The 13,881-nt window shown below is 36.8% G+C and carries 14 protein-coding genes; 8 read left to right on the top strand and 6 right to left on the bottom strand.

Going from position 1 to position 13,881, the window contains the following annotated elements:
* Position 1: 1 nt before the first annotated feature.
* Entirely contained in the window at positions 2-1,891 is a 1,890-nt protein-coding gene (locus tag NITER_RS06990; protein WP_159445307.1) for a methyl-accepting chemotaxis protein, read from the bottom strand.
* 282 nt (positions 1,892-2,173) lie between these two features.
* On the opposite strand from NITER_RS06990, the gene NITER_RS06985 reads away from it, so the two are divergent.
* On the top strand, positions 2,174-2,443 hold the full coding sequence (locus NITER_RS06985) for an RNA-binding regulator (RefSeq protein WP_084275225.1): 270 nt from the start codon (positions 2,174-2,176) through the stop codon (positions 2,441-2,443).
* On the opposite strand, the gene NITER_RS06980 is transcribed toward NITER_RS06985, so the two are convergent.
* Positions 2,440-3,720 (bottom strand): DNA polymerase Y family protein, encoded by a 1,281-nt coding sequence (locus NITER_RS06980; RefSeq protein WP_084275226.1) that lies wholly within the window; start codon positions 3,718-3,720, stop codon positions 2,440-2,442. The two genes, NITER_RS06985 and NITER_RS06980, sit on opposite strands and share 4 nt — an antisense overlap.
* 95 nt (positions 3,721-3,815) lie before the next feature.
* On the opposite strand from NITER_RS06980, the gene NITER_RS06975 reads away from it, so the two are divergent.
* Genes NITER_RS06975 through NITER_RS06960 form a run of 4 tightly spaced genes read left to right on the top strand, consistent with a single transcriptional unit; the run spans position 3,816 to position 6,415 of the window.
* Positions 3,816-4,472 carry a S24 family peptidase gene (locus NITER_RS06975; RefSeq protein ID WP_084275227.1) on the top strand — a complete coding sequence of 219 codons (657 nt, stop codon included), beginning with the start codon at positions 3,816-3,818 and terminating at the stop codon, positions 4,470-4,472.
* Positions 4,473-4,482: 10 nt separating this feature from the next.
* Entirely contained in the window at positions 4,483-5,220 is a 738-nt protein-coding gene (locus NITER_RS06970) for a GGDEF domain-containing protein (protein WP_084275228.1), read from the top strand.
* Positions 5,217-5,954 (top strand): metallophosphoesterase, encoded by a 738-nt coding sequence (locus NITER_RS06965; RefSeq protein WP_084275229.1) that lies wholly within the window; start codon positions 5,217-5,219, stop codon positions 5,952-5,954. The genes NITER_RS06970 and NITER_RS06965 overlap by 4 nt, the downstream gene beginning before the upstream one ends.
* Positions 5,933-6,415 carry a Mut7-C RNAse domain-containing protein gene (locus NITER_RS06960; RefSeq protein WP_084276564.1) on the top strand — a complete coding sequence of 161 codons (483 nt, stop codon included), beginning with the start codon at positions 5,933-5,935 and terminating at the stop codon, positions 6,413-6,415. The genes NITER_RS06965 and NITER_RS06960 overlap by 22 nt, the downstream gene beginning before the upstream one ends.
* Here NITER_RS06960 and NITER_RS06955 read toward each other — a convergent pair.
* From NITER_RS06955 to NITER_RS06940, 4 genes are read right to left on the bottom strand one after another with little or no spacing between them, the layout of a single operon-like run.
* On the bottom strand, positions 6,363-8,129 hold the full coding sequence (locus NITER_RS06955) for a polysaccharide biosynthesis protein (RefSeq protein ID WP_084275230.1): 1,767 nt from the start codon (positions 8,127-8,129) through the stop codon (positions 6,363-6,365). The two genes, NITER_RS06960 and NITER_RS06955, sit on opposite strands and share 53 nt — an antisense overlap.
* Positions 8,102-9,184, bottom strand: a complete 1,083-nt coding sequence (locus NITER_RS06950) for an aminotransferase class V-fold PLP-dependent enzyme (protein ID WP_143779626.1) — start codon at positions 9,182-9,184, stop codon at positions 8,102-8,104. The genes NITER_RS06955 and NITER_RS06950 overlap by 28 nt, the downstream gene beginning before the upstream one ends.
* The gene (tviB, locus tag NITER_RS06945; protein WP_281847546.1) at positions 9,184-10,434 is read right to left on the bottom strand and encodes a Vi polysaccharide biosynthesis UDP-N-acetylglucosamine C-6 dehydrogenase TviB; all 1,251 of its coding nucleotides are present in this window, start codon (positions 10,432-10,434) and stop codon (positions 9,184-9,186) included. The genes NITER_RS06950 and tviB overlap by 1 nt, the downstream gene beginning before the upstream one ends.
* Complete coding sequence (locus tag NITER_RS06940; protein ID WP_084275233.1) at positions 10,431-10,739, bottom strand: hypothetical protein; 309 nt, start codon at positions 10,737-10,739, stop codon at positions 10,431-10,433. The genes tviB and NITER_RS06940 overlap by 4 nt, the downstream gene beginning before the upstream one ends.
* Here NITER_RS06940 and NITER_RS06935 point away from each other — a divergent pair.
* The 3 genes from NITER_RS06935 to NITER_RS06925 are packed head-to-tail and all read left to right on the top strand — an operon-like array spanning position 10,738 to position 13,816.
* On the top strand, positions 10,738-11,238 hold the full coding sequence (locus tag NITER_RS06935; protein ID WP_084275234.1) for a hypothetical protein: 501 nt from the start codon (positions 10,738-10,740) through the stop codon (positions 11,236-11,238). The genes NITER_RS06940 and NITER_RS06935 overlap by 2 nt on opposite strands.
* Positions 11,235-12,083 (top strand): deoxyribonuclease IV, encoded by an 849-nt coding sequence (gene nfo, locus NITER_RS06930; protein ID WP_084275235.1) that lies wholly within the window; start codon positions 11,235-11,237, stop codon positions 12,081-12,083. The genes NITER_RS06935 and nfo overlap by 4 nt, the downstream gene beginning before the upstream one ends.
* Positions 12,083-13,816: an AAA family ATPase gene (locus tag NITER_RS06925; RefSeq protein WP_084275236.1), complete on the top strand. Its 1,734-nt coding sequence runs from the start codon at positions 12,083-12,085 to the stop codon at positions 13,814-13,816. The genes nfo and NITER_RS06925 overlap by 1 nt, the downstream gene beginning before the upstream one ends.
* Positions 13,817-13,881 lie beyond the last annotated feature (65 nt).

The following is a 13,881-nucleotide window of genomic DNA, read 5'->3' as shown; positions in this document are numbered from 1 at the left end:
ACTACAGCCTTTGGGTAACAAGATTGATCTGGTTTATATCATTTTGCATCTGATTGGCAATATTTTTGATAATTTGCGCTGCTTCTTTTGATTGGGTTGAGTTTGTAAAGCTAAGTTCAGCTGCCTCTTGTATCTGCTGTGATGCTATGAGGGATTGCTCGAGAGCTTGGAGCATCTGGTTTGTTGCTTCAGAGAAAGTTTCAATAGTTTTTTGAACGTGTTCAAGTTGTTGCATATTTCTTGAAAGCTCTGTTTTTAATTTTTCTAATTTATTGAGCTCTCGATCTTGAATGAGAATAATATTGTTTATATCAACGAGCATTGTGTCATTTTGATCTTGAATTTCATCGATGATTTCAATAATTTTATCCAGATCGTTTTCAGAATCGATAGCGAGATTACGGATATCGTTAGAGACCTCTCGAAATCCTTTGCCCTTTTCGCCAAGTCTTATCGCTTCTAATGCACCATTAATAGAGATACTAGCAACCTGCACAATTGCAAGCTCTATTTTTCTAATAAGATTACTCAGTGTCAAAATTTTTGATTTGATAAACTGTAAATCATTTTTCCGCTCATTGGCAAGACCATAGTTTTGTTTTGTCGAATTCTGTACATTAGAGATGAGTTCTATAATTTCTTGAAACTCTTTTTGTACATTTTGAATTTCATCATAAATGTTTTCTACTTTATCCACTCCATCTTTAATGTGTCCTAGACATTTTTGGGCAACTTGTGCATTTGTTTGTGCATCGTTTTTAGCAAGTTCTGCAGCTGTCTCTATCTGCATGAGGGCTTCCAATACCTGCTCCATAGAGTTGTTGAGTTCAAAAACAGAGCTGGAAAGCTCTTCTGAGGCGGTAGCGAGTTCATGCTTTATTGCTTCTTTATCATTTGTGTGCATAGACTCTATAAGATTATCTATCATTTTTGCTGCTTCTTCGATCTGAGAAAAAGCGGTATTTTGCATACTGATTGTACTTGTGACTTGTGCTACTGCACTCGCGCTCTCTTCTGCTGCACTAGCTATCGTTTCTGCTCCTCTGTGTAATATAGCTATCTCTTTGACTACTTCTTGGATATTTTGTAGCAGTGCATCGATATCGTTGACAAACTGCTCCATTGTTTGTACCATAGTAGCTATTTTTTGATGGGAACTATCAGCTTTTTGGGATGAATTTTCCATCTCATCTTTTACTTGCAAAATATCGTTTTTGCTCTTTTCGACTTTGTCTTTAATAATATCAACAACCTGCTCAATCTTATGAGCATAGACATTCGATTTTGAAGCGACCAGGCGGATCTCACGTGCCATCACATTAAATGACTCTCCCTCTTCTTTTACACGACTTGCTTCAATTGCTGCATTGAGGGCGATGAGGGCAAGATTGCGAATGATATTGACTGCTTCTGTGATCTCTTGCGATGTTTCAAAAAGCTCTTGACTCTTTTGTACAATGTTATTGGCCCACCCAGAGGCTTGCTCCATTCCATTTTTTGTATCACCAATACTCTCTTGCGTCTCTAAAAATACCTCTTGCAAATCATTTGATATACCAACAATTTTATTTGTCTCTTTTTCAAGCATTATAGAGTTCTCTTTGATTTGCGTAATAGCACTAAGACTCTCTTCTGCTGCACCGGCACTCTCTTCTGCAGCTGCGGCAATCTGTTCCATAGTCTGTTTGAGCTCTTCAATAGCTGTGTATCCTTCTGCGATCTCTTTCATAAAGTTTTGTGAGATGCGAGCAAGCTCTTCTTGTACTGTTTCATCTCCTATAGATGATGTTTGCACAGATTGTGGAGTCTCTTTTATTACCTGCTGTGTCTGTGCTATTTGTTCTTCTTGCTCATGATTTGTTTCATAACTTCGATGTTGTTTAAATGCCATAACCATACCTTTTCATAGAACTTTAATGTATGAAATATGCTTATAAATTTAAGCTATTTATTATTATCGAATATTTTTTAAAAAAAATGAGTATATAGAAAAAAATAAATTTCATATTAAGAGATAGACTTATTGCTATAATTTTTTACATAATGATAGAGAAAAATGCAAAGAGTGCCATATGTATTGGACTTATACATACCCTATCTTTTTTTTTAAAAAACAGCTATAATGTTTTTACCCAAAAATTTTTGGGATGCATTATTTTCAAAGGAACAATCGATGAAGCAAATTTATGTAGGGAATCTCCCGTACAGATCAAGTGAAGAGGATGTCAGAGAGCTTTTTGCTCAATATGGCGATGTAAATTCTGTTAAGCTTATAACAGATAGAGAAACAGGACGTGCAAGAGGTTTTGGTTTTGTTGAAATGGATGATAGCAGTGCACAAGCAGCTATAGAAGCGCTAGACGGGAAAGAATTTGAAGGAAGAGTTCTAAAAGTAAACGAGGCTCGACCAAGAGAAGAGAGACCTCGAAGAACATTTAACTAACTATTCTCCATGGCGGCTTTGCCGCCTTGCATCTCTATCCCCCACATTATCTTATCTATTCCAAACTTTTTTCTTATGATATTGGTAGAATTGAAGAGATTGTACAACTTTTTATCACCCTCATATGTGAAAATATTGTAGAGTTTTTGATCGTAAAATCTCGAGCAGTGCAAAGATATCCGAATAACTGGCTCTACTGGTAATATGTCACACACAGCTAAAAGTTCTAAAGCGATGTTTTTGAGTAATTGCTCGCTAAAGATTTTGTGTGAGAGAGTATGAGCTTTTGCTTTGCTTCCATTTTCATATTTCAAGCTTAAAAGATAAAACTTTGGTGTAAGACGTAGTTTTGCGACACTAAAAGCTAAATGGCGAGCCAGAATAATTATACGGCGTTGCAGCTCTTGGCGATCGATGAGTGGATCGATGGTACGCGATATACCGACAGACTTTTTAGGGCTTTTGTGATTTATTGGCTCGTTATCAATACCCCATATTCTTTTATAAAGGGTGATACCCGGTTTTTTCCAGCTGTAAAAGAGATCTTTTATTTCCTTTGTCTCTCCTAAAGTCTTAATACCGTAATTGCGTAGGCGTTTGCAATAGCCTCTTCCAATACCTGGAAATTGATCGATAAGAATAGGAGATATAAATTGCTCTACATCACGCACTACTTTTATGCCGTGAGGTTTGGCAAAAGATGTAGCGAGTTTTGCTGTCCATTTACTCTTAGCAGCTCCTATGGAGATAGGAAGATGAAAGGTTTTAAAAATTTTTTGTTGGAGAGAGTGGAGAAATGGCTCTATTTCACTCTCATCTACCCACCCACTGAGATCTGCAAAAAACTCATCAATGCTAAACTGCTCAACTGCTGGGAGCTCTTTTTTGAGAAATAGATGGAGTTTGTGTGAGAGTTCATGGTAGTAGAGATGATTTGGTGGGACTACTTGCAACGAAGGATATATCTGGAGAGCTTCTCGTATAGTCATACCGGTTTTGATGCCATATTTTCTTGCTTCATAACTTGCAGTGATGATAATACCTCGAATTTTCTCTCCTTCAATAAAATACTCTTCAAAACTGTTTTTAGCATCATACATAATAGAAGGCACAAAGGCACCACTATTAGCATGGGTTGTATCTATATTTTTATTAAAACTATTAAATATAAAGGGATCTCCCCTTCCTCCCACAGCTGCAGGGATATTACGTAGACTTAGCTTACGAATGCGTTCAGCTGATATGAAAAATGCATCAAGATCGAGATGGATTTTCATGGTATTTCTCCTATAGTTGTTTAGTCTTATTAAAAATATTAACAATTTATTAAATAGATGTTAGAATAATTAACAAAATGTTTATTGGAGTAGGTATGCTCGGTTTTCAAGAAGTTGTGGAACGGATAAAGGATATTATCTCAAAAGAGATTGGAGAGAGAAAAATTTATGATAAAGATGTAGCAGCAGTACTCGGTCTTACGCCAGAGCACTTTTCTATGCTCAAAAGAAGAAAGCGATTGCCTTTACCAGAGTTACTTGACTTTTGTGCTAAGAGGCGCATTAGTATCAACTGGCTTCTTTATGATCAAGATCCTGCATCTTTGCATAAAGAGACAGAGAAGTTTGCATATGTGAAATATTTTAAAGAGGTTAATGCAAGTGCTGGGGGAGGGGCTTTTAACTATGAATTGGTTTCACAAAAACTTTTTTTGGATGAAGAGATTGTGGAGATTCTTGGAGGAAAAAAGGGGTTGCAATATATTCAAGCCATCAATGTTTTGGGCGATTCTATGGAACCAACATTGAAAGACGGAAGTATCGCTTTTGTAGATACTTCACAACAAGATATTAAAAAAGGAGGACTTTTTCTCATATCTACAAATGCTGGATTATTTATAAAGAGAATTCGTCTGCGAACCGATAAAATGGTAGAATTAGTTTCTGATAATGCAAATTATGCTATAGAAGAGGTTGAGCCAGAGAGTGTAATAGTAGTAGGCCGTGTTATTGGGAGTATTGAAAAGATCTAAAGGATACATTGTGTTCAAATACTATGCGAAATATTTTCTACTCTATCTGTTTATAGGTATTATTCTTGGATCTTTACAAATATATGTGGTTATGGAGCCAATAGAAATATTCCCTCGCTATCTTCTGCTTCCTCTTTTAATGATACTCTTGTTTGCCTATTTTCCAGCAAGAGCAGAATATAGATTGCAAGAGATGAGAGAAATGAAAAAAAGAGAGGAGCATAGTGAAAAATACAAAGAGACAATTCAGTCCACGCAACGAGGAAGACTCAAAAGAGATGCCCTAACAGGGGCACTTAGCAAAGAAGCTTTCAATGAGATAATAGGGCTAAAGATTATCGAAGCAAAACATGTTTCAAGTCCCCTTTCACTTATTCTATTTGATATCGATTTTTTCAAAAAGATCAATGATACATATGGCCATATTGTAGGTGATCAGGTCTTAAAAGAGTTGAGTGAAGTTGTGCGAAGTAATCTGCGTGAATCTGAATATTTTGTACGGTGGGGTGGGGAAGAGTTTATTGTTCTTTTACCAGGAACCCATTTAAATGGTGCTCTTATGGTAGCTGAGAAGCTACGGAGAAAAGTAGAGGAATATACATTTCCTGAAGTTGAACAGGTGACCTGTAGTTTTGGTGTAACAGCACTAAAAAACAATGATACAATAAAAAGCTTCATAGTACGTGCTGATGAGGCTTTGTATGAGGCTAAAAATGATGGGAGAAATAGGGTGAAGGAGAAGGTATAAGAGTTATTATTTATGGAGATATTCATGGCTGCTTAAATGAACTAAAACTATTACGCAAAAAAATAGGAGTTACAAAAGAGGATATTGAGGTAAGTGTAGGGGATTTTATAGGAAAAGGTCAATACTCCAAAGAGACTCTTTGCTACTTGCAAGAACACTCCATTAAAGCTATAAGAGGAAATCACGAAGATAAATTTTTACGATACTACTATCACGAACAGCGTTTTTTAACTCAAGGGATTGCAAATCCGATGCAGCTCTCTGCCAAAGAGCAAGAGATCTATAAAAGTCTTGATAAAGAGGATTTTGTATTTTTGCAAAGTCTACCACTTTTTCTCCAATTTAATGCATTAACAGTTATACATGGTGGGATTTTGCCATCAACAAATCTTGCAAAGCTTGATAAAAAAAGTGCAGCACAAGTGATGCGTGTGCGTTATCTTGATGTTCATGGAAGATTTGTTGCCCTCGATGATGCTGATCCCCATATACACTTTTGGTGGAGTGAACTCTATGATGGAAGATATGGGTATGTAGTATATGGGCATCAACCCTTCTTATACCCTAGAGTTGATCGCTGGAGCTTTGGCATAGATACTGGAGCAGTATATGGTAATAGACTCACAGCAATTGTTTTTGCTGATGCTAAAACTCCTTTTTGCTATGAGCTTTTTGATGTACCATCTCAAACTTATGCAAAAAAGAGCAAACCGTGGATAGTATCCGATTTATAGCCGATGTGCATTTGGCAAAAGTGGCAAAATATATGCGTCTCTTGGGATTTGATACACTCTATTTCAACCAAATAGATGATAGTACATTACTCCAAATTGCTGCGAAGGAAAAGAGATATATCTTGACAAAAGATAGAGGATTAGCGCAGCGTAGTGACAGGGTTTATTTGGTAAAAGAAAAAGAGATAAAAGGGCAAATCTATGAAATATTGCGCCATTTTGCAGTAAAGCAGTGTGAGCCATTTACGAGATGTTTGGTAGATAATGCTCTTTTGCAACCTGTATCAAAAGAAAAAATTATTGATAGACTTCCTCAAAGAGTAATTGGATGGTGTAATAAATTTTGGATATGCCCTGTGTGTGGACGTATTTACTGGCATGGTACCCACTTTTTGAGGATGAAAAAATTTATCGATGAGGTGTGTGGTGAAATTCAGGCACGAGCTCTTGTAGAAGAGTGATAATTTTTTGTGGATCCTGTGTTTGTAGCAGCTTTTCTATCTTTTCTTTAAGTTTTGCAAAATCAATTGGATCTGGTTTAGCAATATAGATTGATTCATAGCGTGTTGGTTCTTCTGCCCCTTCTAAGAGAATCTCTTCATAAAGCTTCTCTCCTGGACGAAGTCCAATAAATTTGATAGGTACCTCTTTATTGTAAATCTCCATCATCTTTTTTGCAAGATCTACTATTTTAACAGGCTCACCCATATCTAGAATAAATATCTCTTTACCCTTTGCGATAGTTGCAGCCTGTAAAACGAGTTGGCAAGCTTCACTTGTGAGCATAAAGTAGCGAGTAATTTCTGGGTGCGTGACAGTAATAGGTCCTCCTTGCTCAATTTGGGCTTTAAATTTTGGTATAACGCTTCCACTACTGCCAAGTACGTTCCCAAAACGTACAGCGCAGATTGTAGTATTGTGTGATGGTACACTTTGAGCATAAAGTTCACAAACACGTTTTGTAGCTCCCATGATATTTGTTGGATTAACAGCTTTATCTGTTGAGATGAGTACAAAATGGGGTACTTCATGCGCAATTGCAGCATCAATACAGTTTTTAGTACCTAAAATATTATTTTTCACAGTTGCCTGGGGGTTAAGTTCAGCAAGGGGAACATGCTTATAAGCTGCAGCGTGTAAAATAATATCAGGTTTGTACTTTTGAATGATAGATGCAATTTCATTATACTGTGTCACATCGCATAGATATGGAATAAGTGAAGGGTGTTTTTCACTAATTACATAGAGATTGTATTCACTTATTTCAACACCTATTACCTCTTTTGCTCCATATGCAAAACATTGTTGCACTAATTCGCTTCCGATACTCCCGCCAGCACCTGTGATGAGCACGCGCTTGTTTTTTATAAACTCTCCAATTGCTTTACTGTCCAAATCTCTCGGTTTTCTTGCAAGGAGATCTTCAATTTCAAGATTACGTAGAGGCTCTTTTGTAAGAGTTGCGATCTTTATCTCATCAATACCATGCTCTTTTGCTTTTTTTTCAAGATCTTGTAATTTTTTAGGCTCCAGTTTTGTAGCAATTATAAGTGCATCTGGAGTGAGATGCTGCCAAAATTTCTCTTCAGAGAGAATCGGTATAGAGCTAAGGAAGTTGCCAGATCTGTTATTATCGATGATTGCAAGGGGTTTGTAGTCAAGTTCACCACTAAAGAATGCATCAATGAGGTTTTTTGTGTTGGGTGATATACCATAAATGGCACATGTTTTGATACTTTTATGTTTTGTCGATTCTATCCATACTCTTTTTGCAATGCGAACAGCTGCTAAAAAGACAAGGGAGAGGAAAAAATCTATAAAAAGTGCGCTGCGAGGGAAAAGCAATACTTTTTCATGTAAAGGAAAAAGAAGGAAAATAGCAACGCTGTACGCTCCTATGAGTGCTAATAGAAGTTTGCGCGCTTCACTAAGACCATAGTAGCGCCAAGTAAAGTGGTACTGCTTAAAGAGGTAGAGAAAAACAATTTTTATGAAAGTTATAACAAGATAGATCTTCCAAAAATCGTGCCAAGCAATAGGAGGAATAGAAAAACTATAACGGAGAGTATAGGCTAAAAGAAGAGATAAAAGTGAAAAAATTGCATCTGCAATTATAAAAAAAAGGACTCTCTTAGCTGTTGTTGGTTTTAACAAACTGTTATGATTTTTTCGCATATATCCTCTACCTGCTCTTTTGTGAGTTGTGTACCGCTAGGAAGACAGAGTCCTTGTTGAAAGAGTTGTTTACTCATTCCTTTTCCATAAAATTTATAATCTTTACAGAGTGGTTGTAGATGCATAGGCTTCCATAATGGACGCGATTCGATACCTTTGCTTAAAAGGTATTCATAGATACGTAACGGATCAGTTTCAAAGAGTGCAGTTGTAAGCCATCTATTACCAAAGCTTTCAGGGAGTTCTGGCATAAAAGTTGCGCTATCTTGAAGATACTCTTGATACCAAGCAAAAATTTCTCTCTTTTTTGCAATGCGCTCATCTAATACTTCCATTTGCGCTACACCAATTGCTGCAAGAATGTTGCTAAGGCGATAGTTATATCCATAGGTTTTATGCTCATACCATGGATATCCTGGTTCTTTTGCCTGTGTGGAGAAGAACCTGGCTTTTTGCATCAATTTTTCATCTTTTCCTATTAGCATGCCTCCACCACTGGTTGTGAGGATCTTATTGCCATTGAAAGAATAGACTCCAAAGATTCCAAACGTTCCTGTGTGCTTGCCTTTATATGTTGCACCGAGTGATTCTGCGGCATCTTCGATGAGGTACGCGCCATACTTTTGGCATAGATTCGCAATCTCTTCTATATTTGCACTCTGCCCATAGAGATGGGTAACTATCACAGCTTTGGGGTGCTCACGTTTGAGTGCTATTTCTAGTGCTTCTGGATCCATCTGCCAGCTTGTATCGCAGTCTATGAGGATTGGTGTAGCTTTTTGGTAAAGAATTGGTGAGAGAGATGCTATAAATGTAAAATCGCTTACTGCTACCTTGTCACCCTCTTTGATTCCAAGAGTTCTAAGAGCTAAATGAATGCCAGCAGAAGCATTGCAAAGTGCAAGAGCATGAGGAGCTTTTGTATATTTTTTGACTACTTCTTCAAATCGATCGATAAATTCTCCCACTGGAGCAATGTAGTTACTTGCAAAAGCCTCTTCAATATATGCAAGCTCTTTACCGCTCATGTGAGGAGGGGAGAGATAGATTTTCATCAAAGCCTTTTATCCACTATATCTTTTGGCAGCACACCCTTAATATCAAAAACCACACTTGATTTCGGTATCTTTTGATAATCAAGCTTTCTAAACTGCTCATGGGCTACAGCTAAAACAATTGAGTCATACTCTGCAAAGTTTGGCTCGTTTGTTAAAAGCTCAAGGTTATATTCTCTTTTGACTTCCTCACTCTCTGCCCAAGGATCATATACATCTACTTCAATGCCAAAATCTTGCAGTTCGTTAATGACATCAATGACTCTACTATTTCTAATATCCGGACAGTTCTCTTTAAAGGTTATTCCAAGTACTAATGCTTTGCTCCCCTTTACTTTGTGTCCTTTATGGATGAGGAGTTTTACTACTTTATTGGCTACAAAGATGCCCATCTCATCGTTGGTTCTTCTACCAGCAAGTATTATTTGTGGATGGTATCCTACCTCTTTTGCTTTATAAGCCAAGTAATAGGGATCTACTCCAATGCAGTGTCCTCCAACAAGACCTGGACGAAAGGGTAGAAAGTTCCATTTTGTGCCAGCAGCTTCTAATACATCGAGTGTATCTATATCTAATCTATCAAAAATTAAAGCCAGTTCATTAACAAATGCGATATTAATATCTCTTTGAGCATTTTCTATCACTTTTGCAGCCTCTGCTATTTTGATGCTTGGTGCTAGATGAGTTCCGGCTGTGATGATACTTTTATAGAGCTCATCTACCTTTTTTGCAATTTCTGGAGTACTGCCACTTGTTACCTTTTTAATAGTTGGAAGGCGATGTTTTTTATCTCCTGGATTGATTCTCTCTGGAGAGTAGCCACAGAAAAAATCTTTATTAAATATAAGACCACTTTCACGCTCTAATTCTGGTACACACACCTCTTCAGTACATCCTGGAAAGACAGTAGATTCATAGATAACAATATCACCTTTTTTCAATACTCTGCCAACTGTTCTACTAGCCATGATGAGAGGAGTAAGATCTGGATTTTTATGCTCATCTATGGGGGTTGGAACAGTGATGATATAGATATTTGCATCTTTAATCTCATCTATTGAAGAGGTAAATGAGAGGTTTTTAGCTTCTTGGAGTTCTTCTTTACTTACTTCTAATGTTCTATCTATGCCGTTTTGTAGCTCTTCGATTCTCTTGACATTAATATCAAATCCAATAGTTTTATACTTTTTGCCAAACTCTACTGCTAATGGCAGGCCTACGTAACCGAGGCCGATGATGGCCAGTTTCAAAAACTCTCCTTGGGAAAAACAATATTAAAAATGCGATCAAGATCAAAAGGGCGGATATCTTTATTGATTCCTAAAAGATATGGGAGGAGTTCAAGAAAAAAGTAGGCAAGATGGAGCATTGGTAAAAAAATAATAAGCATAGTTTTAAACGTTGAAGGTTTATGCCATTCGCGTATCCACTCAATTGCGCTTTTTACATTATAGAGGGCTAGCATTGCTTCAAAACTAATGATAAAGCCTAAAACAAGATATGTTAAAATGAAACTATAAACAAAGAGATAGAAAAAAAACTCAAGGTTGCTCATGCCACATCTTTTTTCTTCGCATTATAGCAAAAACTCTCTCAATATATTGATGATAATTGTTTTATTTTTTAGTGGATGTGCTATAAAGCAAAAGTTTACAAGTGAGCCAGTGCGTTTTGTTTTTAAAACGAAAAGTATAAAAGTTGCTGCTAGTGGTTTTTTGCAACGAGGAAGAAGTCTCAAACTCCAAGCATATGGTGCTGGACAGCCTCTGTTTGAGCTTATTTTAGGTAAAAGAGTCTGTATAAATGGACGGTGCATGTCCTATGCGATGTTTAATGAAAAAGTGCTTTCTCCCTTTTATCCGTCTTATATTATACGTAATATTCTAGAAAGTAAGCCAATATTTGCTGGTAAAAACTTAGAAAAAAGAGGTGATGGATTTTTCCAAGAGATCTTGGATGAGCGCTTTGCTATAATCTACCGGGTCACTAAAAAGGGTGTGTATTTTAAAGATAGTAAAAATAAAATATTGATAAAGCTAAAGGAGTTGGATTGAGTAAATTTGTAGGTGCGCATGTAAGTGCCAGTGGAGGAGTAGAAAATGCTCCTAAAAATGCACAAAAGATAGGTGCGAAAGCCTTTGCACTCTTTACAAAAAATCAGCGACAGTGGAAAGCTAAACCTTTGACAAGTGAGAGTATTGAAAAATTTAATGAGTATGTGGAAAAGGTTGGTATTGAAAAAAAACATATATTGCCACATGATAGTTATCTCATTAATCTAGGCCATCCAGAAGATGAGAAGTGGCAAAAGAGCTTAGATGCATTTATAGATGAAGTACAACGTTGCGAGCAGTTAGGACTTGATAAGCTCAACTTTCATCCCGGAAGTCACCTTAAAAAGATAAGTGAAGAGGAGTGTTTGGATCGTATTAGTGAGGCTATGAATGAGACGCTCAAGCAAAGTAGCTCTGTGACACTTGTGATTGAAAATACAGCGGGACAGGGAAGCAATTTAGGATACAAATTTGAACATCTACGCTATCTTATCGATAAATCTATTGATAAATCACGTGTTGGAGTATGTCTTGATACTGCGCATATGTTTGCAGCTGGGTATGATTTGCGCACAAAAGAGGCTTATGAAAAGACAATGCAAGAGTTTGATAAGATTGTTGGATTTCAGTATCTACGGGGAATGCACATTAACGATTCTAAAGCCAAATTTGCAAGCCGAGTAGATCGCCACCACTCTCTTGGCAAAGGGGAGATCGGTCTTGATGCATTTCGTTTTATCATGCAAGATGAGCGCATCAAAGATATCCCCTTGATTTTAGAAACGATTGATGATACTATCTGGGACAAAGAGATAGCACTTTTATATTCTTTTATGGAGAGTTAATGGAATTTTTGAAAGATTTTTTACAGGTCAAAGATGTAAAAAAAGCCAAAATTTTCCCGCACCTCAAGGTGAGTGAAGAGGAAGCGAAAATTTTGCAATATCTTACCAAAGAGTACATCAATGGTGAAGATGAGGTAAATGTTTTTGATGTTTTGAATGACATTTATGGAGAGGAGAGGTTTATCTATCTTGATAAGCTCCATTTGATAAAAAATCTACTAGATTTAGGATGGATAGTACAAGGTGGGTTTGGCTCACTCAAATCCAATGACTTTACGAAGTTAGAGCTTCTTCATAGTGAAATTGCTCTGAGTGTTCCCTTTTTGCGTCTTTTGGAAGAGGGTAATGTAGAGCTTGCTTTGCCTGAAATAAAGCCTTATGAGGATCATCTTGAATATTTTGAGGATCAATTTTTTCGCATAGAGATCTATCAAAAAATTGCACAGGCACGCCAAAATTACAGCACAGATGCTCCTACAATTAATAGACTCAAAAACAAACTCAATCTTTTAGAAAACCGTATCAAAGAGAGATTGCAAGTAACAACAAAAGAGCTTGAGGTAGAAAAACTCTTCCAAGAGTATGCTCTTTCACAAAAAGAGCAGATTATTTTTTTGGCTCTACTTAAAGAGGAGTATGCAGGGAACGAGGGTGGTTTAAGAGAGATGAATGCACTTATTGATCTTATTAGTTTTAATGAGTATGAACGTATAGAAAATAGATCCCTTCTTGAAGAGCATGCAAAACTTATAGCCAATGGGCTCATTGATTATGATGAGGTGCTTACCCCTTTTGGTAATCTCTCTCGAAGCTTTTTTGTTGTAGAAGATATCATGCAGCGCATAGTCCATCCAGATCGTAAGCGTAGTAAAAAACTCAAACTCCAAAACCTCATAAAAGAGCAAGATATTTTTGAGCTCATTGAGCCAAAAACTACCCTCGATGATGTGGTATTGCATCCCGAGACGAGAAAAACTCTCGATGCCCTTTTGCGACAGATGGATAGACGCGTAGCTGAGAGACTCAAAAAGTGGGGTATTAAAACAAAAAAACGAGGCGTTGATGCAAGGATCATTTTTTATGGTCCTCCAGGAACGGGAAAGACGCTTACAGCGCTTTCACTAGCAAAATCTCTTAAAAAGCCAGTTCTTAGTTTTGATTGCTCTAAAATTCTCTCTATGTATGTGGGTGAGAGTGAAAAAAATGTACGCAAGATTTTTGATACCTATAGGGATCTTAGTCAAAAAGCCAAAAGTGAGCCGGTACTTCTACTCAATGAAGCAGATCAATTCTTAAGTGCTCGTAGCCAATCTCCTGGAAGCAGTGCTGATAAAATGCATAACCAGATGCAAAACATCTTTTTAGAGCAGATTGAAAATTTTGAAGGAGTGCTTATTGCTACAACAAATCTGCTTGAGACAATCGATAGTGCATTTTCTCGCCGTTTTAACTATAAAATAGAGTTTAAAAAACCAAGTTTTCAAGAGCGTGTGAAGCTGTGGGAGATGATGTTACCCAAAGAAGCAGATTATGAGCAAGGGTTTGATATAAATACTTTGGCACAATATGATCTTACTGGTGGACAAATTAATATCATTATAAAAAATACTGCATATAAAGTGGCTATCAAAGAGGAGCCGATTTTTACTATGAGTGATTTTATAGAAGAGATCCAAAAAGAGAAAATCTCAGCTTTTGGTGATGAAAAATCGATGGGGTTTTTGCATAGATAGTAATCTATGTAACATTCAGAAACAGACAATATTATCTTTTTGAATAGAAAAGAATGCTCAAACTC

The sequence above is a fragment of the Nitratiruptor tergarcus DSM 16512 genome, assembly GCF_027946175.1.
GTDB lineage: Bacteria > Campylobacterota > Campylobacteria > Campylobacterales > Nitratiruptoraceae > Nitratiruptor > Nitratiruptor tergarcus.
Note: the sequence above shows the minus strand (reverse complement) of the source record. Positions and strands in the feature narration are given on the sequence as shown.